Raw genomic sequence first — 21,245 nt, 5'->3', positions numbered from 1 at the left:
GAGCGTTCGATTCATCTTTGGGCGGCTTCAGGCAGCCAGGAGAATCGACTCCACACTGGTTGGATAACGGCGCACGTAGGCGTTGGTTTCCATGGCGACGATTCGTGCCTCCTGCCGATTGGAGGCATGGAGTTGCAGCATGTGTCGGCTGCCGTCGTTTTTCTTGTATCGAACAAGAAAACGTTGCGGATTGGCTGTCATCGGTCTGAGATCTTGCGCCCGATCCGCACTGTTGTTGGACGGAGAGCGCAGGCAAGGGCGTGGAACGGTCGGTGGGTTCCTTCAACGATGAGATGTCCCATCGGTTGTGCGTGAGCTAGGTCGAGCTTCATGGCTGGGCTTCGAATGCACCCGTCTTACTGCCTCTGCAACCGGATCTCCATCCCCCATTTGTTGATATGTCTACCTATATCGCTATCAGCAGGTCGCCGATCTCGGGGTGATGTGATCTCGGCTGGCGCTTTCAGCCTTGGAAAGGGGGGATCCGAACCGCTGCGGCCGGTTCTCCTCTCCCTGCGTGGCAGCCTCCCGGGCGACGCTGATGCCGGACGGATGTTCGTGAGGGGACCAACCCCTGAGGCTTTCCCCTCAGGGGTTTTTTATGGTTGTTCTCCATGAACAGTTGCTCTCTAGGGTGCAGGTCACGACTCACGTGCCCCTGCGGGTTTTTCTCACGATGACTGCTTCGAAGCTGTTCGACTTCCTCGGCCGGGTGCTGATGGCGGCACTGTTTGTGGCTGCTCTGCCGGGCAAGTTCAGCAACTTCGCTGAAACGGCGGGCTTCATTGCCTCCAAGGGCATTCCTGAGCCGCTGGCATCAGTTCTTCTGGCGGCGGCGATTGTGTTGCTGATCGCGGGATCGATTCTGCTGGTGTTCGGCAGCAACACAGTGCTGGGGGCCTCCCTACTGCTGCTGTTCCTGGTTCCCACCACACTGATTTTTCACACCGTGCCGATTGACGGCAGCTTCTTCACCAACCTGGCCCTGATCGGTGCTTTGATCCTGGCCATCACCCGCGCCTGGGGCAATGGGGTGCCCAGCTTCACGAACATCCGCTCGAAGGGCTGAACAGCCTTTCGCCCTGAGCATGGGACAGCCCCCCATGGGGCGGGGCTGTCTGGATATCGCGATCGCTCGCTAGGCGGTGACGAGGCTGATGTCGTGTCGTTCACCGTGGTTTCAGGATTGCTCGTTTGCTGAGCCGGTGCTGTGCGCTGGCTCACGACGCGGTGTGGGGTTGCTTACGGAAGAGCCAGGGCCGTTCCTTCCCGGCGAGGGTCTGCTGCTCCCTGCCAGCTGCCCTCCATCCACTGCACCAGGGCGGTGCCACTGCCGATGGGCTGACGACGCAGGCGTCCTTCGGATGCCAGAAGCTCCGGCGGGAACGGCCAGGGAAGCGGCGGATTGTCTTCCATCACCAGCGTGTTGCCTCGGCGGGAGAGATGGGGAAGGGCTACAGCCTGCGCTGCCGGCTCCTTCCAGACCAGTGATGCCAGCAGCACGCGGCTGAGCAGATGCGGAATGCTGCGCCCTCCGGGGCTGCCGAGGGCCAGCACCGGTTGGCCGTTGCGGAACACCAGCGTGGGCGCCATTGATGACATCGGCCGACGTCCCGGCAGGCGACGGTTGGCCACCGGTTGACCGCCGCGTGTGGGGCTGAAGGCGAAGTCGGTGAGCTGATTGTTCATCACCATGCCGGCCACCAGGTGCCGACTCCCGAAGATCGTCTCCACTGAGGAGGTGTAGGTGGCGATGTTGCCGGAGCCATCAACGATCGTGATCTGTGTTGTGCCCTGTTCACGGCCCCGATCAGGTCGACCGTAGGGATAGCGCTCGATCCCCGGTGGGAGACCCGGTGTGGGCTCCGCTGCGTTGGCGTGCTCCATGGCGTTGGCACGGATCGCGATGTAAGCCGGATCCAGCAGGCCTGCGGTGGGAATTGCGCCATCGCGCGGGTCATTCACCCAGTAGAGGCGGTCGGCATCGGCCCAGGCCTGGGCGCGGGCCAATTGCTGCCAGATCAGCGGTTCGGCGGCGCTGGACCCAGCTAGATCGGTGCTGTGGTTCAGCAGCGCCAGGGTTTGCAGCAGGGCCAGGCCACCGCTGCTGGGGGGCGGCATGGTGCAGATCCGATGCTGCAACTGCTGGCTGCAAAGGGGTGTGCGCTGCAGCACGGCATAGCGGCTCAGATCGGCTGGCCTCCAGCCGCGGAAGTCAGCTTCGCTGGCTTGCAGGGCGTTGACCCCGTGGAGGATTCGCGTTGCCAGTGGCCCTTGATAGAAGGCTGGGCCACCGTCCCGGGCCAGCAGCATCAGGGTCTGGGCCAGAGCGGGATTGCGGAAGGGTTGATCCGCTGGTGGTGGCTTGCCGCCAGGGAGATACAGCGCTTGAAAGGTAGGGCTGTGGGCCACACCGAACCGCCGGACCAGCCGCAGGGAGCGGAGAAGCCGCGGGCTCGGTTGAAACCCTGAAGTGGCGAGGCGAATTGCCGGTTGCAGGGTTCGGGCCCAGGCGAGGCGTCCGTGATTTCGGTGGGCGTCCCAGAGCAAGGCCACAGTGCCTGGAATGCCGATGGCGTTGGCCTTGGCCGTGGCCTCTCGCCAGGGCAGGGGTGCACCGGAGGAGCTGAGCAGGTCGTCCGGTCGGCTGCGTTGGGGGGCCACTTCTCGGCCATCGAGAACCTCCAGGCGGCGCTGCTCTGCATCCCAGTGGAGGAGGAAACCGCCGCCAGCAAGTCCGGAACTTTGTGGTTCCACCACGGCCAGCACCGCCTGCGCCGTGACCAGGGCATCGACGGCGGTGCCGCCTTCCTTGAGAACCGCCAGTGCAGCTGTACTGGCCAGGGGGTTGGCGGTGACCACCACGGCTGATCCCCTGGCGTTGGAGATGCCCTTGCGGCCAGGGTCGGTGGATTCCGGGTCATTGCGGCTGATCGGTGCCGAGCCCGCTGGAACGCAACCCCAGAAACTCAGCACCAGCAGCAGCGTGCTGAGCATCGGCGAATGGCGACGCAGGCGAAGACCTTCCAGAGTCGTTGCAGAGATGTTGGTGACCTTCATCAGCTTGGCCGTTGCCGAAGAACGGTGAGTGGCGTTGGATCAGGGCGTTGGATTCAAGAGGCTCTCGAGGTAAGCCGTGAGCTGAAACTCCCGCTCATTGCGATACGTGATTTCAGCGATCTGCCAGTGGCCTGCGCTGTCGCACTTGAGCGTGTAAAGCAACTGTCGTGGGATGTCGCTGGCTCGGCTGCCGAGGCCGAACTGAACGTCCACCGCTGCCTCGATGCTGTTGCCCTGGGCTGCGCTGCAGCCGGTGACCACAGCTCCGAAGGTTCGCGCCTGGGTGTTGCTGAAGACGTCGAAATCGAGGTGGCGACCATCCCTCTTCGGGGTGAGTTCCCGGGCCTGCAGCAGCAGGTTGAACAGCGCTGGCGTGAAGCGATCGCGCTGGCTGGTGAACTGCGTAGCGGGGGGCTCGGGCTGGTCCATGCGCTGCACCTGCCAGCGGTAGAGCTCATCGAGCTGCTGTCGCACAGCCTCTGGACAGGCCAGGCCATGCAGTGATTGCTGCCTCGGTGCTTCGACGGCGATCAGGCTGGCAGCCAGAAGGGGGAGCACGGTGAGGTCTCGACTTCTCTCAGTCTTGCGGCTGGCGAAGGTGCTGGAAGCCTTGCGGTCTAAAAGGATCCGATCCCTCCGCCTTCAATCATTCCTGATTGGTGGATGATCGTGCCGGGATGATCACCGACGCAAATGCTGTTCAGGCAATGGGGAGCAGGTTCTCTCGCCGGCTCTCCCCATCTCGGCATTCAACGACAAGAGGCCTTTGTGTAGGAAGAGATGTATCCGCAGGCCCACCTACGGGATACATCGCAGTCCTGATGGAGAACTTACCGAAAAAGGGTTCCAAAAGAGTCCACTCCTTAGGAACAACTCGTGCATGCGGTCAGAACTTAATGCTGCTCAATCTCCCTTAACAATGAGTAAATTTGCTCAGCATGAGAGGGCTTGGTCTTTGCGTGGAATTGCTGATTGCTGTTCCCTCTGGCATCTCGTTTCAACTGGGCAAAAAGAAACCCCCGTCCAGGCGGGGGCTGCGTTTCTATGGCGTTGTCGCGCTGGGATTGATCAAAGACCAAGGAATTTTGCAGGAATGCCATCCAAGCTGCTGTTTCCCATCATTTGGAAGATGACGTTGATCAGCATCCCTCCAATGTGGATGGCTCCAACCAGTGCCAAGCCTCTCCAGAGCTTCTCAAATGCTGCTGGGGGCTGATTGTTAACCCACGTGCCGGATCCGTTGGTCATCAATTCATTGTGACTTTGGCAACCTTGGCGGAAGCTGTTGTTTTGGTCCAGTATTTGTCATTGACATTCATCAGCGCACGGGGGGAGAGCAGCGCCGCCAGCCTGTCTTGAGCATCGTGTTCCACGCTTCGATGGCGTTGTGGCGGAGCATCCGCCGCCGGGTCTGTGGCATCGGTGGTCGAGGCGGAACCCAGCAGTAGGTGTGCACCGCAACCCACTCGGCATGCACGGTGGCTGCATCTGGTTTGAACTGCACCACCTTCTGTTGCTCAGGGCTCACCAGCCAGCCCTCACCGCCTGGCTGTTCCGTTGGTTCGTGGGTGGCGCGGTATCGAGGCAAGGGGGTGGGGCGACGGCAAGAGAAGACAGCCCTGCCAAGTACGTGCTGCCGGAGCTATGCCCCTGGATCACGATGGCGTACTTGATCGTGGCTGGTGGGCCAAATCGAGCGCGCCCCCGTTGGGATTGCCAGGGAATGAACAGAGTGTCCTGGATGGTGATGGCAATCTCAGTTCAGAGACATCGATTCACACTTTTTTGATGCTCAAAAATAAGAAGCTCTTCTCAGTCAAAAAGACGCATCAGACAAGCTTGCGAAGGCCTTGATTGCAATCAATGTCCGACTAAGGCGAGGGAGTTTTGCGCTGTCCTGTATTTAGAGGACAGGTAATGAAGATCTTTTCGATTCTCAACGAAAAAACATAAAGTTTTTCTATCGACCTATAAGAAAGTGTGAGAAGCTTGAATTATTGGATTGATAAATTAATGCTGGTTCATGCCCTTGTCGCTTATATTCAAGTAATCCAGTTTAGTAATAATGGAAAGCCGTCAGGTTGAAGATTTTTCCCAAAAAATAGCCTCGGACTTCGCGCAAGCCTGCAGGAATGATGAGAAAAGTGAGGATTGTTTTGGAACTGCGTACAGCTACGGTCGAGATAATGAGACTCGTTTGACGCATGAAATTATTCGCCTCCAGCGAGAAAGTGGTCTGTCGAGAAGAGAAATTATTGAGTCGATCAGGGATCTTGCAAGTCGTATGAATGCACTTTCTTATGTTTTTCTAGTGGCGGCTGACGTTGCCGAAAAAGCCCTCGACGATGATTGATCCTGGCGGTTTGCATGATCCAAGCCAGCCAAGTGACGACCCTCCGGGCTATGCCCCGCGAGGAGACTTTTTGATGGGCCTAGCGGAAGAAGCGATCAAGGAGACCAGGAGACGAAAAGTTGAGAAGGAAATTGCCGTACTTTCATCGGCACTGAAGGATGGCAAAGATAAGATGCCGAGTCGACGCTATAAGCAACTTATGAATCGTCTTGCCAAGCTGAAGAGCCAGCTCAACAGCAATCCTTGAATTCAAAATACAGCGCAATTTGATCTCTGAACAATTTCTTGGGTGCTTGCTTGATCAGGCCTGTGACGATATCTCTGGTTTAGCGCTGATGACGCCTGTACTTCTAGCCGTGCTCATGTAGGGGAGTTTCGGTGAAGACTTATGAATACTTTTATCCATGCAGGAGTATTAATTCTGAAGAGATATGCAGTTTTCAGAACATCGACATGGCTTTGATTTTGCTCAGTTTGAGTTGATTGAGTCCGTTTAGATCGTCGTATTTGATCAAATCTTGCTTGATCATGTCGGCCAGTGTGAACAGAATATTGCTGAAATCAAATTCCATTCTTCCTTCGTATTGATAGCGCTCGGTGCTTAAAAAATCGTGCAGGCTCCAGATCGATTCTGGTGTGTCAAGTTTGGCGCTCTGGTCCTTGAGAGTTTCAATCAAGGTCACCACGGATCGTTGCTTGCCCAATGCGAAGGCATGCCGCGCCACCGCTTCTTCTTCAGAGGTCCAGTCGGTCGCAGACATGTGGTGGGTGAGGAGGGATAACGTCGAGCGTCTGGATTGAGCCAGACCTCAGTGAATACATTGACCCGTGCGCAGTTCTGGCAACAGGAACCAGGGAGCATTCGGGTTGTTGTGATGCTCGCGATGATAGCCAAAATGGTAACAAGCGAGAAGAGATACAAAAGGATGAAGATTCAGGCTTTTAATTGAAACTTCATGGCTCTCTTTAGGGTTTTCTTTGCGATGGGGCAAGTAGGTGCCAACAAAGAAAAGCTGTCCGGTGCTGATCAGCAAGGGAAGTAGATATGTAACGGAAACTGTGATCCATGGATGGTTTTGATCGCTGGAGGTTGCCAACAAAAGAACCATCACAACCAGGATTAGCCTGCTGAGTTGCGCCGGATTGAGGTAATTTCTCAGAAAGCGAGTCAGCCAGGCCACAACGGAGCGGTTGTTGGTTGGGCAGAAGTCTGGATCGGCTTCCGATTCCGGCATCAGGTGATGCCGGCGGTGATTCGATCTGCAGACGTCGTAATTCAGACCCGCGTACATCCACAAACACACCCGGCCAATTCTCTGATTGATCAGGGCATGACCAGGCGCCAAGCTGTTGTGCATGGCGTCGTGGGCAAGGATGAATAGTCCGGTGTGCAGGAAGCTGCGACACAGAATCCAGCTGGTGATCAGCAGGGGATGCAGCTGATTCAGCTCAATACGTAGACCAATGATCAGCGTGACCAGCCAGGAGACTGAGATCAGTGCTCCTAGTTGTAGGCCTCGCTGAGCAGAGGGCTTCAGTCCGTCATTTGGCACCAAGTTTCAGCAGTTCAGCGGGTGAGGCGAGAAGGTCGATCGCGACGAAGTAGATCTTGTCGTTTTCGTCGAGCAGGAAGCGCCAGGCGACATTCATGCCCACTTCGCGGCCAAACCAGGGGGTTTGCACCTTGCCGGTGACTTTGATCTGGTTGAAACCACCTTCAGTCGGTTCACCGAAGCCGCCTTGGGGCATCAGCTTCAGGTTCTGACAATCTCGCTTGAAGAATTTCAGGATCGCTTCACGGCCCACAATCGGACGCTGGAAGGGGGGCTGGAGAGCGCCATCGTCGAGAAACAGATCAATGAGCTGATCGAAATCGTTGGCGTTCAACAGCTGCATGTAGCTGAGGATCGTCTGGTTGAGAACGCCAGGAATGAAGATCTCTTCGCGCTCATTCACCGGTGTGGGGGCGACGATCGGCTCCGTAACGATCTTGTTGTCGTCAATGTTGGGATCAAATCCCATGTCGACAACGAAGTTGCGCAGCAGGGTGATCTGCTGGCCTTGCTCGACCTTCTTCACCGCTTCCAGCACCGAATTGGCGTTGGCTGAAAGTTTGTAACCCTGGGGAATGGGGGCGACTTTGCCCTGGCGCATGAATTCGCCCAGCTCGTACCAGAAGCAGAGCTTTACGTTCACCGACCAGTAGGCATAGGTATTGGAGATCGGGCTGTTGATCTTGCCCGCGAGGTCACACATGACCTTTGTCTGTTCGTCGAAACTCATGGCCAAGATCTGGTCAAGAGTCAGACGAGCCAACTGTATGCGTGCAGCGCCGGGGGCGGCGATGGTGATGGTCTGCCCCATCTCGAGGTAGGCGAACCAGATCAGTGCCAGCTGGTCTTCTGCGGAAAGCAGTTGGAAGCGGGCTGTGATGGCCGGAACGGCATCAGCAGTAAGAGTTTCCGGGAAGATCTGACGAGCCTTATCGAGCGTGAACATCCAGGACGTAAGAAGGTGTTTACAGACTGTAACACTATGTTTCTTTGTGTAAACATGCGCTCCGTCTGGCCTCCTGTTCGTTAGTGAACAATTGGTCTGGCAAGGTTTTGCTCCGAATCACGGTGGCTGATGAGGAGTCGAGTCGTCGTCGTCCAGTCCGTGAGGGTGATCGCCTTTTGGTAGGGCTTGAAACAAGAGCGGGTCTGCCGGTTCCGTTGGCTCCGGGGTGTTGATCGGCTCTTGTCTGATTACTTTGAGGCGCAGGCCTATGAATGCCGGCGCAGTTTCTTGAGTTGATCGTCGATCTGAAAGCGCAACTGCCTCAGATTTTCAACATTGATCTCGTTTTCGCCCGCACTCCAGTGCTGCGGGTTGGCGACACGAATCTCGAGTTCACGTAGGCGGGAGCGATCGGTTTGCATGTCGAGCTCCGCAGGCGGCTTCAGTCTGTTGCCATTTCGCCGTGTTCAACATGAGTTTTTTTACCGCTTCGCAGAAAAGAAGTGACTGCAGTCCATGCCGATACAACATCGACTGGATGAACAGCTTCAGCTGGGCAAGGCTTAATTGGAATTAGACTCGAACAGGTGGTCCATTAAGGCTGCATAGAGTTTGGTCTTCATGTCCAACAGGAGGGCTTGTTCGTTGGCATCGCCCCCAGGCCAGCTGACGTAGGCCTCAGCAATCGCCTTGTGCAAAAGGCGCAGAGCGTCTCTTTCCACCGCGATCGTTGTGATCATTTGGTTGCCCTCCATTTGCTTTGAGCGAAACAAGCTGACCTCAGAGATCTCTCGGTTGGCGCATGATCCAGTCCGAGGCAGCTTGCTGTTGTTTCCAGGCCACCAAAAGGTCTTTCGCAATACTGCGGAGGGCCTGAAGATCCTTTGAGTTGTCGATCTCGCGTGAAAATTTCTCAATTTCAAATTTCTGGCCCAGAGTCAACGCGATCGGTTCCATTGGCTTTTGGCTTGGTGAGCGGAACGTACCCGAAAATTTTTTGTGCTGCAAATTGAAAACGTAGTGCTTGCAACCGATTTCAGGAAAGAATGCTCATCTCAATGCATTGCTGTCATTACAGAACATTTCTGAATGCCGCTGATCATTCGGATCGCAAAGGCTTATGGCCTTAGAAAGCATGTATAGGCCTGGAGCTGATGCATTTCTCCTGGGAAAAACATCTGGAATTGTCCAGGAATGTAGCTGTTGCCTCAGACGAAAATCAGGGCATGGCTCTGGCTTTGATGGGTGTTGCTCTCACCATGCTGGCCACAGATCTTCTGACCCATGAGTTGAAGACTTCGGCCTTGCCGTCCTCCAGGTCTTGAGCCAGAAGGCCAAGTCGTTGGCTCAAAGAAAGTCCATCTCGTCTTCGTTGTTCTCGTCTTCCTGGGATTGGATCCACAGCGCCGATAGCGGAAAGATGAAGCAACTAGCAATCAGAATTTCCATCTAAGCCATGAAGTTCTAGATCAACGATCAAGCAAAATTGGATGGTGATCTGTATCAACTGATCTCGTTTTTTCTGATTTTGGTCGTCGATTGATCCGTTTTGTCTTGTTGAGTGATTGTGCTTAGTCAGCCCAGGCTGATCAAGGCCACGCCTGCAATCAACAGCAGAACAGACAGCACCAACAAGCTTCCATTCATCGGTTGCTTGCTCTTTTGATCGATTCCATCCCCAGGCGTGCTGCCTGGCGGCCCAGATCAATCGCTGCTTTGGCGCTGCTTTTGATCAAATCCTTGGCCGAGCTTCGAACCCGTCGGGGGCTGCGCTGCATGGCGTCGGGCCAGGATCCTTCCGGCCATCGCGGCACGCGACGGGTGACTCGGTCACCAAGTTGAAGCAGGGATTGACGCAGCCGGCTGGCCACAGCTCTGAAGCAACAGCACCAATCTGCTGCTTGCAACTCAATGGTGTTGTGCCAATTGACACGAAGGCGGGTTGGCATCTACAGGCCTACGTCTCCAACTGAGCGGCTTCAGCCTGACCACCGGCTCGGCAGAGCCAGAGGCGGATGAACAATCCCTGATAGAGCTGCAGAGGTGCCCGCCAACCGGCTTGCTCCAGCACAGCCGCGACCCGGCTGGCATCAAGGGAGAACACCACCTTGTTGCGGCTGTCCCTGATTTTTTCAAGCCTGTCGTCTGGAACGCCCCGGTCGACAAGCCGTTGCCACGCCACATCGAACACTTCGCGTTGGCTCTCGCCGTCCTCCGCTTCGCTGTAGGCGCTCAGCAACAACACGCCGCCATCAGCCGTGCACTGCGTCAAGTCGCGCAACATCGCGTTCTGCTCCTCACAGGGCAGCAGGTGCAGCACGTTGTGGCACACCACCAGATCAAACCGGGCGCCCTTCAGTTCCCCTTCGAGCGCTGCCTTCAGTGTGCAGGGCAGCAACCGGCAGCGGCTGCGGCCGGGGTGATCCGCAACGGTTTTGCGGCATTGCTCCAGCATCAGCTCACTGGGCTCGAGCACCGTCAGCTCAGCATCAGCACAGGTGTTGAGAAGGTGTGGAAGTTCATCGCCGGGGCCGGGCCCCACCACCAGCACTTGCTTGGCATCGCTTGAGTTGGCTTGGATCGCCGCTCTGGCGATCTCGTGCAGAACGTCGTGGCCGGGGATCGAGTCTTGAATGCTCTTGCGATAGGTGCGGCCGTACTCGCCATCGAAATCAAGGGAGGGCATGGACCACCGCGATGGAGCTTCCTCAAGGATGGTCGCTATGCGCGATTCAGCCCTTGAGGTTGCCGATGCCTTGTGCACTCCATCCCCTCACAACCTGGCAGGAGTTTTGGCAGCTAGAGCGCTCGTATCACCCAGCCACTGTGCCTGCTGGAGTATCCCTCGTCTGGGGGAATGTCTCGCCGCAACGTCTCCCTCAAGTGAGGGATGTGATTCTTCTGCTGTTGGGGCTCAATAAAGAAGCGCGCCATTGCTTCCTATGCCCCCGGTTTACGACTTGATCCTTCAGCGCAAGGGCGAGCTGCAGACCGAAACGGTGCAGGTGGCCGATGCCGCCCAGGCCTGGCGATTGGGGCGTGAGCGCTATCCCCACTGCATTCGTGGCGTTGTCCGTCGGGATAGCTGCAGTGATGGCTCTGCAGCTGAGCCATCCAAACGCCGCTAAAAGGAGGGCATCTGAAGGTCTTGGAATGGAGCTGCGGCTTGAGTCGCGTGCGTTGCATGAAGCCATCGAAGCGACGGCGCAGTTCTTTCAGAACCAGCGGGTGGTGGTCTGCTGCGGTGACCGTCTCACCCTCACCTGTCTCTGCCTGGCGGAGCCGATTCGCCGTGCCGTGGTGGGCGCCGCCACCACCGAGGAGGAGGGCTTCGAGCTGGTGCTGCGCAACCGTCCAAGCCTGCTGATCTGCAGTGCGGATCTCGAAACCGGCTACGGCATGAACCTGCTGCGGCGCGTGAAGGCGGAGCTACCCACCTGTCAGCTGCTGATCGTGCTGGTGCGCGAAACCCAGGCTGTGGTGCAGGAGGCGATGGAGGCCTATGCCGACGCCGTGATCTTCAAATCAAGCCTCGGCACGGGCAAGGGTGATTTCGTTCAGGCCCTCCACACCCTCGCTGAAGGAGGCGTGTATTTCCCCGAGGAGATTCGCAGCCTTGGCGCGGCCCAGGCGCCGAACCCGAATCTGCCCGCGTTGATTGAAGACCTCACCGAGCGGGAGCTGCAGGTGGTGGCGGGGGTGGCCCGAGGTCTCACCAACCAGGGGATCGGCAGCAGCCTTGGCATCTCGGTGGAAACGGTGAAGACCCATGTGATGAATGCCAAAGACAAACTTGGTGCTGCTGATCGCACCCAGCTTGCGGTGATGGCCCTGCTCTATGGGCTGATCGATCCCCTCGGCTGAACCACAAGGCCGAATCCTTGTTCGGTGATCACGTCCGCGATGGCTCCCCAGACGCCATTGCCTGATCCATAAGCTCCCGTCAACGAGCTTTGTTTCATGGCCGACGAATCCAGCAACCAGCAGTCCTGCGGCGGCAAGAAGCGGGCGATGCTCGCCTATGGCGTGATTCAGATTTCAGCGACGGTCGTTTCTGCCTTGTCGTTGGCGGCCATTGCCTTCGGTTTGTGTGCCGTGAAGCAGGAGAGCAAGCTTTTCAATGGCTGCGTTGAGGCTGTCGTGGCTGAGGGCAGGTCTCAGTCCGAAGCTGTTCGTTATTGCAACGGCGGTTGAGATTCAATTTCAACCGTTGTCTGCGGTTGATCAAGAGCCCTTGGCGACGCTGCGTTTTGAGCGAGGCCAGGCCTTCGTTGTGGGGTGAGTCAGCCAACGCCATTGGGGCGAGCAACCCAGCTTTTAACTATTACTAAGTTCATCTCCAACAATTAAGAGATCGCCATATCTTTGATCTGATTTCACTGTTTCCTCGGATGCCAGCCCTGAAGTACAAGCGGGATTTCACCCACGAACAGCGGGTGTCCTTCGCCTTTGCGAACTCCGTGGACGCAGCCAAAAGTGCCAGCTCCAACAAGGGCAAGGCGGCATCCACACCTGCTGAGTACAAGCAAAACCAATGCGCCGCCATGGGCATTGGCATGGGCCCTCGGATCCATGAGGAGTGCCCCTTCTCAGCGATTAACCACTCCTATGCCTCAACGGGCAGCCAGGCTCTGGAAGCTGCCATCACCGCGGGTTATAAGCAGGTGTTCGGCAACATCGGCATCTCCTCCAACCAGCGTCTCGTCTCACTGGAGGCCTTCCTTTGTGATGGCCGCATCAATGTGCAGGGCTTCATGGCCGGCCTGGTCAAATCTGAGCTCTACAAGCAGAAGTTTTTCCACGCCGTGTCTCCCATGCGCGGCATCGAGCTCACCACCAAGCACCTGCTGGGGCGTCCTCCCATCAATCAGAAGGAAGTGAGTGCTGGCATTCAGCTGATCGCTGAGGAGGGCTTCGACGCTTTCGTCGACAGCCTCGTCCGCTCTGAGGAGTATCTCGAAACCTTCGGAACTGACACGGTTCCCTACCTGCGTGGTTTTAAGTCGGAAGCACGGGCTTCCTGCTCCACCTTTGTTGGCATGGCCGAAATCACTCCGGCAAATGCCAGCTCTGAAAACGCCATGTACACCGGTCCTTCTTTGGTGAAGCGTTTCAGCATGGATCTCGGTTCCTTTGCTGCTGCTGCCGTCTACTCAGACGACAGCGATCGTGGTGGCTTCTCCTACACGAATGCAGTCAGCAACCCCCGCAACGCTGCTTACCGTCGGATGTATGGCGGCAAGTTCAACTACGGCCGCTTCTGATTCATTGCTGCTTGCAGCACTGAGCTGAGAAATAAGGGCAGGAGAGCTAACTCTCTTGCCCTTTTTTAATGGCGGCGCTGCTGAGCCGCTGGCGTGGCCTCAGGCCCCTTGGGCCGCTCCTGGGTATGAATACTCATTGAAAATGATCCACGCTTCCGTAAGATCTCGTCGCTCTTGAATCGTTTGATGCATTACTTCGGGCTCTTGGTGCACGAGAGTGGCCAGGTGACTGCTCTCTTTGAAACTCAAGTGCTCGAAGTTGCGGTGACGAAATTTTTTCAACAATGCCTGCAGAATGGCTATGCGCCTGTTGATGTTCATCTGCGATTGATCAAGTATTCGTCGCCAAAATTTCCATTTGAGACCTGTCTTGATAAAAGTCTTTTGGTTTCTGGATATAATTTGCAAGTAGAAAATTATCAGTAGTGGATCTGTTCTTGCTGCGATGGGATGCGTTCGTCATCGGAGTTAGTGATGTTTGGCTGTTGCTTGATTCTTGAGTAGATCTCTTGGCCAGGCTTGCTTTCGGCAGCCGCTCCCTTTCTTATTTCCGTCAGCGCGTGAAGCGGAGATGAGATCTTGGTTAGTGCCCCTGCCTGATGTTCCTTGGCCAGACCCGCCGACGCCGACGCCAATCTCAAGCGGGCTCTTGAGCAGCTCAGCGGCAATGAGGCTGCGGTAGCCGAGGCCATCAATGAAGTGCGGGCCGAGCACGCCCGAAGTGAACCGCCGCTCACTGGGCCTGCCCTGTTGGAGCGCATTGATCAGTTGGCAGCCCAGCGGACTCTCGACAGTCAGGACGCCGCGATCCTCTGCCATTGGCCCGATGCCGCTTCCATCGGCCAGGCCTGGTTCGAGCTCAAGCATCCCGGCAGAAGTGTGCCCAGCCCGATGCTCGTGCTCGATGCCTATCTCGTCGGTGCTCCGCCGTTCCTCAGCAAGGCCCAGCGTGATCAGGTGGGTGACTGGTACCGCAGCAAGGTGAGTGCCAATCCTGAGTACACCGATGCCGTCACCGGGGCAGCCAAGGCTTTTGTGCTGATCGGCGATCTCAATGCCAGTGCTGCTGGTATGGCCTGGCAAACGATCATTCCCGATCTGCTCGAGCAGGGGAACGATCTTGAGTTCAACGTCACCAAGGAGCAGGTGACAGCTGCTGCGGCCCGTTGGATTGTTGCGGTGGCTGACACTTTCGCGGCACCATCGCTGGATTAACGCGAGCGATTGATGGGTCTTCAGCTGGTTTCCGCCGATTACCTCCACGAAGACGGCATCATCTATCGAATCCGCCGCGACAACCTCGAGCAGGACTTCACCATTGAGGAAAAGCGCAATGGTGCCTGGGTCGACTGCGGCCTCGATCAGGCGGTGAAGGATGTGAACTTCGCTGAGTTCAAGCGCCTCGGTCTCCTGATCAAGAAGGTGATGGATGCTGACCAGTGGCTGGCTTGAGCTGATCGGAGTCGCGACTGCTGGCCGGGCGCGCCAGGATGTAACGAATTCGTTACACGACTCTCATGACTGTCGGAGAAATCTTCCTCGAGAGCCTGTCCACTGGAGTGATCACCGAGCATGAGGTGAGCTGGCTCACTTCGCACCAAACCAGTTTTGACCGTCCGGAGGAGGCCGCTGCCATTCGGCTGGGTCGCCTGATGGACCAAGGAGAGATCAACCTCGGTTGCCGTCTGCCGGAACCGATGCTGCGCCACCAGGAGGTGTTGGTGGATTGGATCGAACCTCTGGGCCGCCGTCGTCACCGCGCAGCCGCCTGAACCAGCAGGCCGTCCTTCGGGCTGGGGCTGGGAATCAGCTGCAGCGCCAGGTCTTGATCTGGCTGCAGCTGCAGCTCCACCGCCTGGAGCACGCCAACCGCCATTAGGCGGATCTCCAGTTCCGCGAGGGCCTTGCCAAGGCAGACCCGCTCGCCGCCGCCGAAGGGCAACAACGTTTGCCCGAAGGATCCATCCAGGTGCCGTTGCGGCCGGAATGCCGCAAGGTCGGCGTCGTCGTTGTCGGATGCCGGGCTCAGCACCACCTGAACCACGCTGCCCTGCGGAATGGCCACGCCCGCCAAGTTGATCGGTTCAAGGCTGCGCCGGAAGAACCCTCCCACCGGAGGCGTCAGCCGCATCACTTCCAACACCGTGGCATCCAGCCGCGGCGACGTCACGCTTTCAGCCAGTCCCTCCCGTAACCAGGTCTCGATCTCCGGGTTCAGCAGCAGGGCCCGAAACAGGCAGCTGAGTGATGAAGCGGTGGTTTCGTAGCCGGCGAACAGCAGCAGCAGTAATTGCTCGGCCAGGTCGTCATCGTCCAGGGGGATGCCGGCTTCGTCCAGTCCGCCACTCAGGAGATCAAGGCCCCCTGCCTTGCTGCCCCGTTGCAGCTCAGCCTTGATCCGCTGCAACAGACGTTGGCGTGCGGCCATGGCTTTGGCGAAGGGTGTTCCCGGGATCGCCAGCGGTATCGAGAACAAGGCCCGGGTCCAGATCTCGAAGTCGGCGAACAGGGCATCGCGGCTGGCGCCATCCAGCCCCAGCACCGTGGTGGCAATCACCGCAAAGGCGAAGCGGCGCATCCGTGCCGCCAGCGGCAAAGGTTTCTCGGCGGTGACCAGCTCCTGGCACAGCTCCTCCACCAATTGCTGAATCGATGGGGAGTAGCGCGCCAGAGCTGCGCTGGAGAACAGTTGCCCCACCACCCGCCGGCGCGCTTTGTGGCCGGAGCCACTGCGGTTGGCCAGCGACTTGCTGCCCAGCAGTTTCCGAACACTGTCGGGCCACCAACCCTCCAGGGCCTCACCCTGGTCCATCAGATCGGCGATGGCCTGTTCACCACGGATGAACACCATGCGCTGGGCCAGCAGCTTGGTTTCGAACACATCCCCGTAGGCCTGGAAGCGCCGTTGGGCGAAGTCGGCCTGGGTGAAGAAGGCCAGGGTTTCCCCCAGTCCGCTCACGGCGCCCGTGCTGGGGAGGGGAGTGGTGGTCATTGCAGCTGGGGGGCAGGCGCTGTTCTAGGGCTGACAGTGCTTCAGGTGCTGGCTACCTCCAAGGGTGTGCTGTGCGTTCTCCGTGGATTTCAAGTTCCTGGTCATGGTGCTGGTCTCCCATCTGATCAGCGCAGGACTGTCCAAGACCGTTGCGGCCCAGAAGGCGCGAAACAGCAACCGCTGGTTGCTGGCTGGCCTGTTGTTCGGGCCGTTGGGTCTGATCGCCGCTGTCGGGATGCCGGATCGTCATCAGATCGTTTACCTCCGCTATCTGGCCGAACAGCAGGGCTACCAACCTCGTCATGCCTGTGGCGGGCAGAAGGGCGATTCGGAGGCTTGAAGGCTGTGGCTTAAGGGCGTCAGCGGCAGCGTTGAAAGCGAACGATGCTGCGGGTCAGACCCTTTTCGGGCCAGTTGGGCATCACCCGCCAGGGGGTGTGCACAGTGAGCACATCGCCGTCGATCGTGAAAAATCGGGTCTGTTCCGTGCCAACCCACTCGGGGTTCCAGGCCACATCCACTTGCGTGATCCAGCGGTCACCCTCCAATCGGTAGGTGCCGGTGTAAGCGATCATGCTGCTCAGTAGCGCCGAACGCTCCTCGGCACTTTCGCCCGGCCGGCGTCCTTCGGCCGAGAGCATGAAGGAGAGTCGTCCTTCTGGCGTGAAAATCACATATCCGCTTGGGGTGTCGCCCATCGGCGCAAAGGTGTCGCCGTTGGATTGCTGCTCAACGCTGTAGCTCAATAGCTGCCAGGCGCCATGAACTGTGGGTGACGTGATGGCTTGGGAGGGTTGAACCGAACTGACGCTCACAACTGAAACTGTTCCTGAACGGCAACCTATCGATCGTCATCCAGCTTCAGCAGCTTGGGTATCGAGATTTTGGGCAATTGATGCCATGGATTGCGGATCCCGTAACAACAACAACGAAAGTGATCAACGGGCCGGAGCGCGGCAGGGCCGCCAGCCACTTTTCAGCATCATTGTCCAGGTTTGGATGGCGTCTTCGTATGGAACACGTCGATGGTTGAGCGGTTCAGGTGGACGTGGTGGGTTGTAGTGATAGGTCCTGATCAATACCCACCCAGCATTTTCTGGAGCTGGATCGGGTCTGTAATGCACAACCTGATGTCGGTTCGTGTTGACCAACCAGCCGATGCACCCCTGTTCAGGATGTGATTGGAACTGGGGATCGTTGTCGGTCATTTCGCTGCATTTTCGGTACCGACTGTTCGTCTTTGATGGCTGTGTCAAACCATCCACACATGCCGTTCGAGGATGTCGCTTGATTCTTGGTTGCTATGCCTTTGATCGATTGCGCCTGGGGTGTTGAAAGTCATCGCGACAAATCAACTGATGTCCACTCTTTTTCCCCTTGTGATCTTGAAAATATGGGTTCTAATAACAGGGTCTCGTTCTCACAGACCCATGCTTACCGGAGCTGAATTGCTCAACCGCGTCAAGGAACTTGGCGATTGCGCCAAGACTGATCTGGCCAAAGGTTGTGGTTACGTCGTCACCAAGAAAGACGGCTCTGAACAGGTCAAATTCACGGCGTTCTATGAGGCGTTGCTGGAAGCCAAGGGTCTCTCCTTCTCCACGGGCGGATCAGGTGTCGGCAAAGGTGGTCGCAAGCTCTCTTACAAAGCTGTGGTGCAAGGCAATGGCAATCTTCTGATCGGCAAGGCCTACACCGCCATCCTTGAGCTTCAGCCCGGTGATGAATACGAGATCAAGCTTGGACGCAAGCAGATCCGCCTGATTCCCGTGGGTGGTTCTGAAGAAGAGGATTGATCTCTAGTTCAGCAGAAACAACTTTCACCCCGTGGTTCCTTTAGGTTCCACGGGGAATTTTTTTGCTCCAATGCCCTACCAACCCACCAAGGAGCATTTGGATCATCACATTCCAGACACTTTCAAGAACATCAACAACCTGATGCGTCAGCTGAAGCAGGACATCGGTGTGGATGATCGGTACATCGCCTTGATGCTCGATGCGTTGTCTCGGGAGTATTCGGCAAAGCAGCCGACTCGTGACGGTTTCGGTTTTCGCTGAATCTGGAGGGGATGGCGGAGTGGATGTTGCTACCAACCGGATGAACGACGTCTCTTTGCCGCGATGACTCGACTCCTGCTCGTCCACAACCTTGTGAATGGTCAAAGCGTTGTGCATGAACTGGACGACAAGGATTTCGCCGTTGAGTTGGTGGAGGGTGATCCAGAGACCGATGATCAGGGCGAGATGGATGTGGAAAGTCTGTTTTTCATCCGTGTCGATTCCGAATGACGTCCGGTGAGCAGCTCAGCACAGAGCTGATTGGTTTGCTTTGATCAGCGCTATTGCAAAGACATCAGTTGGTTAAACGTGATGTCGACGCGCTACGTGCTTCGGACCGGGGAGATCATCCTCTCCAATCGCAACCCTGCGGAGCTTGATGTCTACTGCTATCGAACGGGCTACAACCACCACACCTGCCTGCTGCTCTCCGAGCAATCTGAAGCAGACTTTCTGCTCCGTTACGGGGCGGAGGAGTTGAACGTGGCTTACTCAGGCTGACTTCAACAGTGGCTTTCGCCAGGACCCTTGACGCTGCTCGGATCGTGGCCTGAATGGGTTGGCATCAAGGCAATTCCATGGATGACGTCAGGCTGCAACTGCTGCTTCAGGAAGCTGAAGAACATCTCCGTTCCCGCAGCTGCCGACAGCGCTACGAGCGCGCTGTGGTCCGTCTGCCCGACAGCCGCAGGGGCATCTGGTTCGGTGATGACAAGCGTGCTGCCTGATTTCTCGATTTTATGTTGAGCTTCTATCCCCAGTTTTGGACCCGTGCCTTCGACTTCGAGGGCCGCACGTCCCGAATCGACTACTGGAAGATCTTTGCCGTCAATCTGATCCTTGGGCTGCTGTTGTCACGGCTTGCGCCGTCAGCCGTCTACGTCTTTTTTGCAGTGGCCTCGATCTGTCCGGGGTTGGCGATGAACATTCGGCGCATCCGCGACACCGGGCGTTCCTGGACGTGGATTTTCATCGCTCTTCTCCCGTTCATCGGCTTCATCTGGTTGCTCTGGATTGAGATTCAGCCCTCAGCTGACAGCTGACGGGACGGCTGCCGTTGCACTGCGGGCCGCTTCCAGCGGGGCATGCAGCAATTCAAAGACTGAATCGATGCGCTCGGCTTCAACCTGTGAAATCGAAAGCATCAGGGCCAGCAGGTCGAGATGACGACGTTCTTTCGCTGAATAGGGCCCATCGGAGCGCATCAGTTCTGAGGCCATGGCGTAGGCCGTGAGGGCTTGATCTGTGCTGAGGACCTTCGCCGCCTCGAGCATCAGAGCCTTGTTTCCTCGTTCCAGCCGGAGGGCGAGCACGGCATCCATCAGCAACACCAGCTCGTTGTCGCTCATCCGGCAGTAAGGCTCCCGGTAGTCGAGGGCGTGCCGAAAGGCCCGAGCCCCGGCGCGACTGAGGGTGTCGTCCCACGACACCGCGGTAAGGCCAACGGCTGCAAAGGCAGTGACGACATTCATCAGGAATGACGCAGCGTTGACCAACTTTCAACGGACTCCCCGGATCTTTGTTGTTAAAAGCGCAACAGAGCGTCCCAGATGAGTCGAATGCCCTACCGGCTTGGCCTCATTCAGGAAGTCGCTCCACGGCGACATGCATGAACCGTTTCACCATGGCGATCGGCCATCCTTCCCGCTGCAGTTCTTCAGCGATCTGATCAATCTGATAAACGATCTCCTCCGCGACGAGCTCTTCAAGCAGATGGTTGGAGTGTTGCGTGGTGGTCATGAGTCGATTCCACTGCTTCGGGGCTAACCCATCCAGGCTGCGTCGCGCCACATTGAATCTGTGGCATCAAGCTCGGTTCCTCAATCTCCTTGGGGGTGAGGTCACGTGTTGACCTCTGTTATGCGTTGGGCTGTCTGTGGTCTGGTGCTGATGGCCGCGCTGCCTGTTGCCCCTAGGAGGTTCAACCCTGGACTGAGGACACCAGCACAGCTTGCCGCGCTTACTTCGATGCGTCTTATCTGAGCCAGGCCAGCAGACCGGCAGAGGCGGGAATGGCGGCCTACTACTGCGACTGCGTGATGAATGCCCTTGCCACGGATCCTCAGGTTGCTGATGCCACACGCAGCTGTTCGAAAGCCGTTAACGCCAAGGTCTGAATCAGACCTTCTTCAGGTCTGCTTGCAGGGTTAAGCCGCCGTTGCCAGCTTGAGGGTATGAAACAGTCCTCCCTTCTCCGACGCGTCGGCACCTACCTGCTCGGTTTGGTGGATGAGTATTGGGCCATGCGTCGACCCTGGCAGTACGGCACCAAGCAGCCTCAATGCGGGCTTCAGTGCGATGGCAACCATTGCGAACGGATGGACTGAGTCCAATCGACACTGAGCCGGCGGCTTATCCAATCAGCACAACAAGGCGCACACCGCCAACTTTTAAGGGTTTTGACCCCTGCAGCAATGGGCCTTTACACGGGTTGCCGTCCCTCAGTGTCTCCACAACAGTGAGGACAGCACTGGAGATGAGATGGAGTTCAAAAGCCGCATTTTTGCCACCTCGCGTGGGTCCACCATCGACGCCATCGGTGAAGGGCGTTATCTGGTCTGCAATCCGGCCTACTGCTTCATGGTGCACGGCCTCCGTCAGGCCCATGAGGCCGTGCAACGTCAGGAGAAGTCCGCGCTCTGAGCCATGGCGGAGTACAGGATTCACTGCAAGCACTGCGGCTATGAGGGGCAGGCCAACTCCCGTTGGATCCCCTTTGTGCGGGTGGAGAAGCGGGGGCAGGATTGTCCCCATTGCGGTCGCCCCACCCTGCTTGAGCCCTGGTGCACGCTGCGGGCTGAGGCGTCCATGCCCGACTACTAGAAGGTTTGCCAGCTGCTGGTGAGCCACTGGGGAGCCACGCTCCACCAGATGGCTGTGGCCACAAAGATGGCGGTGAGACCGATCAGGCTGGTGATCAACTCCTCCTGCCGGTTGTCCGAGCGAAGTTTTTTGGCTTTGCCCACGGTTCCCCTTGGATGCTTCCCTCGGTGTAAGGCCTCGGCTCAGCATTGGCCAT

General features: G+C 57.5%; 38 protein-coding genes. 20 read left to right on the top strand and 18 right to left on the bottom strand.

The features are described 5' to 3' along the window. Nucleotides 1-27: 27 nt before the first annotated feature. Complete coding sequence (locus SynPROSU1_RS08085; RefSeq protein WP_186570065.1) at nt 28-201, bottom strand: hypothetical protein; 174 nt, start codon at nt 199-201, stop codon at nt 28-30. A gap of 475 nt (nt 202-676) precedes the next feature. On the opposite strand from SynPROSU1_RS08085, the gene SynPROSU1_RS08080 reads away from it, so the two are divergent. Continuing rightward, entirely contained in the window at nt 677-1,069 is a 393-nt protein-coding gene (locus tag SynPROSU1_RS08080; RefSeq protein ID WP_255444570.1) for a DoxX family protein, read from the top strand. Nucleotides 1,070-1,242: 173 nt separating this feature from the next. On the opposite strand, the gene SynPROSU1_RS08075 is transcribed toward SynPROSU1_RS08080, so the two are convergent. The 3 genes from SynPROSU1_RS08075 to SynPROSU1_RS08065 form a co-directional block, all read right to left on the bottom strand. Further along, nucleotides 1,243-2,997: a gamma-glutamyltransferase family protein gene (locus SynPROSU1_RS08075; RefSeq protein ID WP_186572309.1), complete on the bottom strand. Its 1,755-nt coding sequence runs from the start codon at nt 2,995-2,997 to the stop codon at nt 1,243-1,245. Between the two features lie 102 nt (nt 2,998-3,099). Continuing rightward, the gene (locus tag SynPROSU1_RS08070; RefSeq protein ID WP_255444569.1) at nt 3,100-3,618 is read right to left on the bottom strand and encodes a DUF3828 domain-containing protein; all 519 of its coding nucleotides are present in this window, start codon (nt 3,616-3,618) and stop codon (nt 3,100-3,102) included. A gap of 760 nt (nt 3,619-4,378) precedes the next feature. Beyond that, nucleotides 4,379-4,648 carry a DUF1651 domain-containing protein gene (locus SynPROSU1_RS08065; RefSeq protein WP_186570063.1) on the bottom strand — a complete coding sequence of 90 codons (270 nt, stop codon included), beginning with the start codon at nt 4,646-4,648 and terminating at the stop codon, nt 4,379-4,381. A 477-nt stretch (nt 4,649-5,125) separates the two neighbouring features. On the opposite strand from SynPROSU1_RS08065, the gene SynPROSU1_RS08060 reads away from it, so the two are divergent. Both SynPROSU1_RS08060 and SynPROSU1_RS08055 read left to right on the top strand, forming a co-directional pair. Further along, complete coding sequence (locus SynPROSU1_RS08060) at nt 5,126-5,413, top strand: hypothetical protein (RefSeq protein WP_186570062.1); 288 nt, start codon at nt 5,126-5,128, stop codon at nt 5,411-5,413. Continuing rightward, nucleotides 5,406-5,660 (top strand): hypothetical protein, encoded by a 255-nt coding sequence (locus SynPROSU1_RS08055; protein WP_186570061.1) that lies wholly within the window; start codon nt 5,406-5,408, stop codon nt 5,658-5,660. Before SynPROSU1_RS08060 ends, SynPROSU1_RS08055 begins: the two co-directional genes overlap by 8 nt. Nucleotides 5,661-5,853: 193 nt before the next feature. On the opposite strand, the gene SynPROSU1_RS08050 is transcribed toward SynPROSU1_RS08055, so the two are convergent. From SynPROSU1_RS08050 to SynPROSU1_RS08015, 8 genes are all read right to left on the bottom strand, one after another. Further along, complete coding sequence (locus SynPROSU1_RS08050; protein WP_186570060.1) at nt 5,854-6,174, bottom strand: hypothetical protein; 321 nt, start codon at nt 6,172-6,174, stop codon at nt 5,854-5,856. Nucleotides 6,175-6,222: 48 nt separating this feature from the next. Further along, nucleotides 6,223-6,966, bottom strand: a complete 744-nt coding sequence (locus SynPROSU1_RS08045) for a fatty acid desaturase (protein WP_186570059.1) — start codon at nt 6,964-6,966, stop codon at nt 6,223-6,225. Then, nucleotides 6,956-7,912 carry an orange carotenoid-binding protein gene (locus SynPROSU1_RS08040; protein ID WP_186570058.1) on the bottom strand — a complete coding sequence of 319 codons (957 nt, stop codon included), beginning with the start codon at nt 7,910-7,912 and terminating at the stop codon, nt 6,956-6,958. The genes SynPROSU1_RS08045 and SynPROSU1_RS08040 overlap by 11 nt, the downstream gene beginning before the upstream one ends. 266 nt (nt 7,913-8,178) lie before the next feature. Then, nucleotides 8,179-8,334, bottom strand: coding sequence for a hypothetical protein (locus SynPROSU1_RS08035; RefSeq protein WP_186570057.1), 156 nt, complete (start codon nt 8,332-8,334; stop codon nt 8,179-8,181). 141 nt (nt 8,335-8,475) lie between these two features. Continuing rightward, nucleotides 8,476-8,652, bottom strand: a complete 177-nt coding sequence (locus SynPROSU1_RS08030) for a hypothetical protein (protein WP_186570056.1) — start codon at nt 8,650-8,652, stop codon at nt 8,476-8,478. 40 nt (nt 8,653-8,692) lie between these two features. Beyond that, nucleotides 8,693-8,869, bottom strand: a complete 177-nt coding sequence (locus tag SynPROSU1_RS08025) for a hypothetical protein (RefSeq protein WP_166017045.1) — start codon at nt 8,867-8,869, stop codon at nt 8,693-8,695. Between the two features lie 686 nt (nt 8,870-9,555). Beyond that, entirely contained in the window at nt 9,556-9,783 is a 228-nt protein-coding gene (locus tag SynPROSU1_RS08020) for a hypothetical protein (protein ID WP_255444568.1), read from the bottom strand. An 86-nt stretch (nt 9,784-9,869) separates the two neighbouring features. Further along, nucleotides 9,870-10,598, bottom strand: a complete 729-nt coding sequence (locus SynPROSU1_RS08015) for a class I SAM-dependent methyltransferase (RefSeq protein ID WP_186570055.1) — start codon at nt 10,596-10,598, stop codon at nt 9,870-9,872. Between the two features lie 256 nt (nt 10,599-10,854). On the opposite strand from SynPROSU1_RS08015, the gene SynPROSU1_RS08010 reads away from it, so the two are divergent. From SynPROSU1_RS08010 to SynPROSU1_RS07980, 7 genes are all read left to right on the top strand, one after another. Further along, nucleotides 10,855-11,040, top strand: a complete 186-nt coding sequence (locus SynPROSU1_RS08010) for a hypothetical protein (RefSeq protein ID WP_186570054.1) — start codon at nt 10,855-10,857, stop codon at nt 11,038-11,040. 25 nt (nt 11,041-11,065) lie between these two features. Beyond that, nucleotides 11,066-11,776: a response regulator transcription factor gene (locus SynPROSU1_RS08005; protein ID WP_186570053.1), complete on the top strand. Its 711-nt coding sequence runs from the start codon at nt 11,066-11,068 to the stop codon at nt 11,774-11,776. Nucleotides 11,777-11,872: 96 nt separating this feature from the next. After that, the gene (locus SynPROSU1_RS08000; protein ID WP_186570052.1) at nt 11,873-12,106 is read left to right on the top strand and encodes a hypothetical protein; all 234 of its coding nucleotides are present in this window, start codon (nt 11,873-11,875) and stop codon (nt 12,104-12,106) included. A gap of 197 nt (nt 12,107-12,303) precedes the next feature. After that, the gene (locus SynPROSU1_RS07995; RefSeq protein ID WP_186570051.1) at nt 12,304-13,176 is read left to right on the top strand and encodes a phycobilisome rod-core linker polypeptide; all 873 of its coding nucleotides are present in this window, start codon (nt 12,304-12,306) and stop codon (nt 13,174-13,176) included. A gap of 606 nt (nt 13,177-13,782) precedes the next feature. Then, complete coding sequence (locus tag SynPROSU1_RS07990; RefSeq protein WP_186570050.1) at nt 13,783-14,391, top strand: hypothetical protein; 609 nt, start codon at nt 13,783-13,785, stop codon at nt 14,389-14,391. A 12-nt stretch (nt 14,392-14,403) separates the two neighbouring features. Then, nucleotides 14,404-14,628 (top strand): hypothetical protein, encoded by a 225-nt coding sequence (locus SynPROSU1_RS07985; protein ID WP_186570049.1) that lies wholly within the window; start codon nt 14,404-14,406, stop codon nt 14,626-14,628. Nucleotides 14,629-14,693: 65 nt separating this feature from the next. Continuing rightward, nucleotides 14,694-14,948, top strand: coding sequence for a hypothetical protein (locus tag SynPROSU1_RS07980; RefSeq protein WP_186570048.1), 255 nt, complete (start codon nt 14,694-14,696; stop codon nt 14,946-14,948). Here the strand turns inward: SynPROSU1_RS07980 and SynPROSU1_RS07975 are convergent. Then, the gene (locus SynPROSU1_RS07975; protein WP_186570047.1) at nt 14,930-16,168 is read right to left on the bottom strand and encodes a cytochrome P450; all 1,239 of its coding nucleotides are present in this window, start codon (nt 16,166-16,168) and stop codon (nt 14,930-14,932) included. The two genes, SynPROSU1_RS07980 and SynPROSU1_RS07975, sit on opposite strands and share 19 nt — an antisense overlap. Nucleotides 16,169-16,250: 82 nt before the next feature. Between SynPROSU1_RS07975 and SynPROSU1_RS07970 the strand changes: the two genes are divergently transcribed. Then, complete coding sequence (locus SynPROSU1_RS07970) at nt 16,251-16,508, top strand: hypothetical protein (protein WP_255444567.1); 258 nt, start codon at nt 16,251-16,253, stop codon at nt 16,506-16,508. Between the two features lie 19 nt (nt 16,509-16,527). On the opposite strand, the gene SynPROSU1_RS07965 is transcribed toward SynPROSU1_RS07970, so the two are convergent. Continuing rightward, on the bottom strand, nt 16,528-16,983 hold the full coding sequence (locus SynPROSU1_RS07965; protein ID WP_186570046.1) for a lipocalin-like domain-containing protein: 456 nt from the start codon (nt 16,981-16,983) through the stop codon (nt 16,528-16,530). Nucleotides 16,984-17,106: 123 nt separating this feature from the next. Then, nucleotides 17,107-17,376, bottom strand: coding sequence for a DUF1651 domain-containing protein (locus SynPROSU1_RS14150; RefSeq protein WP_186570045.1), 270 nt, complete (start codon nt 17,374-17,376; stop codon nt 17,107-17,109). Nucleotides 17,377-17,598: 222 nt separating this feature from the next. Between SynPROSU1_RS14150 and SynPROSU1_RS07955 the strand changes: the two genes are divergently transcribed. The 6 genes from SynPROSU1_RS07955 (at nt 17,599) to SynPROSU1_RS07930 (ending at nt 19,269) form a co-directional block, all read left to right on the top strand. After that, nucleotides 17,599-17,964: an AbrB family transcriptional regulator gene (locus tag SynPROSU1_RS07955; RefSeq protein ID WP_115021855.1), complete on the top strand. Its 366-nt coding sequence runs from the start codon at nt 17,599-17,601 to the stop codon at nt 17,962-17,964. 70 nt (nt 17,965-18,034) lie between these two features. Next, complete coding sequence (locus tag SynPROSU1_RS07950; RefSeq protein ID WP_186570044.1) at nt 18,035-18,226, top strand: hypothetical protein; 192 nt, start codon at nt 18,035-18,037, stop codon at nt 18,224-18,226. A gap of 63 nt (nt 18,227-18,289) precedes the next feature. After that, entirely contained in the window at nt 18,290-18,457 is a 168-nt protein-coding gene (locus SynPROSU1_RS07945) for a hypothetical protein (protein WP_186570043.1), read from the top strand. Between the two features lie 81 nt (nt 18,458-18,538). After that, nucleotides 18,539-18,727 (top strand): hypothetical protein, encoded by a 189-nt coding sequence (locus tag SynPROSU1_RS07940; RefSeq protein ID WP_186570042.1) that lies wholly within the window; start codon nt 18,539-18,541, stop codon nt 18,725-18,727. A 77-nt stretch (nt 18,728-18,804) separates the two neighbouring features. Beyond that, nucleotides 18,805-18,954, top strand: a complete 150-nt coding sequence (locus tag SynPROSU1_RS07935; RefSeq protein WP_186570041.1) for a hypothetical protein — start codon at nt 18,805-18,807, stop codon at nt 18,952-18,954. A 12-nt stretch (nt 18,955-18,966) separates the two neighbouring features. After that, a complete protein-coding gene (locus SynPROSU1_RS07930) occupies nt 18,967-19,269 on the top strand; it encodes a DUF805 domain-containing protein (RefSeq protein ID WP_186570040.1) in 303 nt (100 codons plus the stop codon). Here SynPROSU1_RS07930 and SynPROSU1_RS07925 read toward each other — a convergent pair. Both SynPROSU1_RS07925 and SynPROSU1_RS07920 read right to left on the bottom strand, forming a co-directional pair. Beyond that, on the bottom strand, nt 19,255-19,698 hold the full coding sequence (locus SynPROSU1_RS07925) for a tellurite resistance TerB family protein (protein WP_186570039.1): 444 nt from the start codon (nt 19,696-19,698) through the stop codon (nt 19,255-19,257). The two genes, SynPROSU1_RS07930 and SynPROSU1_RS07925, sit on opposite strands and share 15 nt — an antisense overlap. 106 nt (nt 19,699-19,804) lie before the next feature. Further along, complete coding sequence (locus tag SynPROSU1_RS07920) at nt 19,805-19,966, bottom strand: hypothetical protein (RefSeq protein WP_170951186.1); 162 nt, start codon at nt 19,964-19,966, stop codon at nt 19,805-19,807. Nucleotides 19,967-20,400: 434 nt separating this feature from the next. On the opposite strand from SynPROSU1_RS07920, the gene SynPROSU1_RS07915 reads away from it, so the two are divergent. From SynPROSU1_RS07915 to SynPROSU1_RS07905, 3 genes are all read left to right on the top strand, one after another. Beyond that, entirely contained in the window at nt 20,401-20,553 is a 153-nt protein-coding gene (locus SynPROSU1_RS07915; RefSeq protein WP_186570038.1) for a hypothetical protein, read from the top strand. Between the two features lie 154 nt (nt 20,554-20,707). Next, the gene (locus SynPROSU1_RS07910) at nt 20,708-20,869 is read left to right on the top strand and encodes a hypothetical protein (RefSeq protein WP_166017019.1); all 162 of its coding nucleotides are present in this window, start codon (nt 20,708-20,710) and stop codon (nt 20,867-20,869) included. Nucleotides 20,870-20,872: 3 nt separating this feature from the next. Then, nucleotides 20,873-21,049, top strand: coding sequence for a hypothetical protein (locus SynPROSU1_RS07905; protein WP_186570037.1), 177 nt, complete (start codon nt 20,873-20,875; stop codon nt 21,047-21,049). Here SynPROSU1_RS07905 and SynPROSU1_RS07900 read toward each other — a convergent pair. Beyond that, on the bottom strand, nt 21,046-21,192 hold the full coding sequence (locus SynPROSU1_RS07900) for a hypothetical protein (RefSeq protein WP_186570036.1): 147 nt from the start codon (nt 21,190-21,192) through the stop codon (nt 21,046-21,048). The two genes, SynPROSU1_RS07905 and SynPROSU1_RS07900, sit on opposite strands and share 4 nt — an antisense overlap. Nucleotides 21,193-21,245 lie beyond the last annotated feature (53 nt).

Source organism: Synechococcus sp. PROS-U-1 (assembly GCF_014279755.1).
Taxonomy (GTDB): domain Bacteria; phylum Cyanobacteriota; class Cyanobacteriia; order PCC-6307; family Cyanobiaceae; genus Parasynechococcus.
Note: the sequence above shows the minus strand (reverse complement) of the source record. Positions and strands in the feature narration are given on the sequence as shown.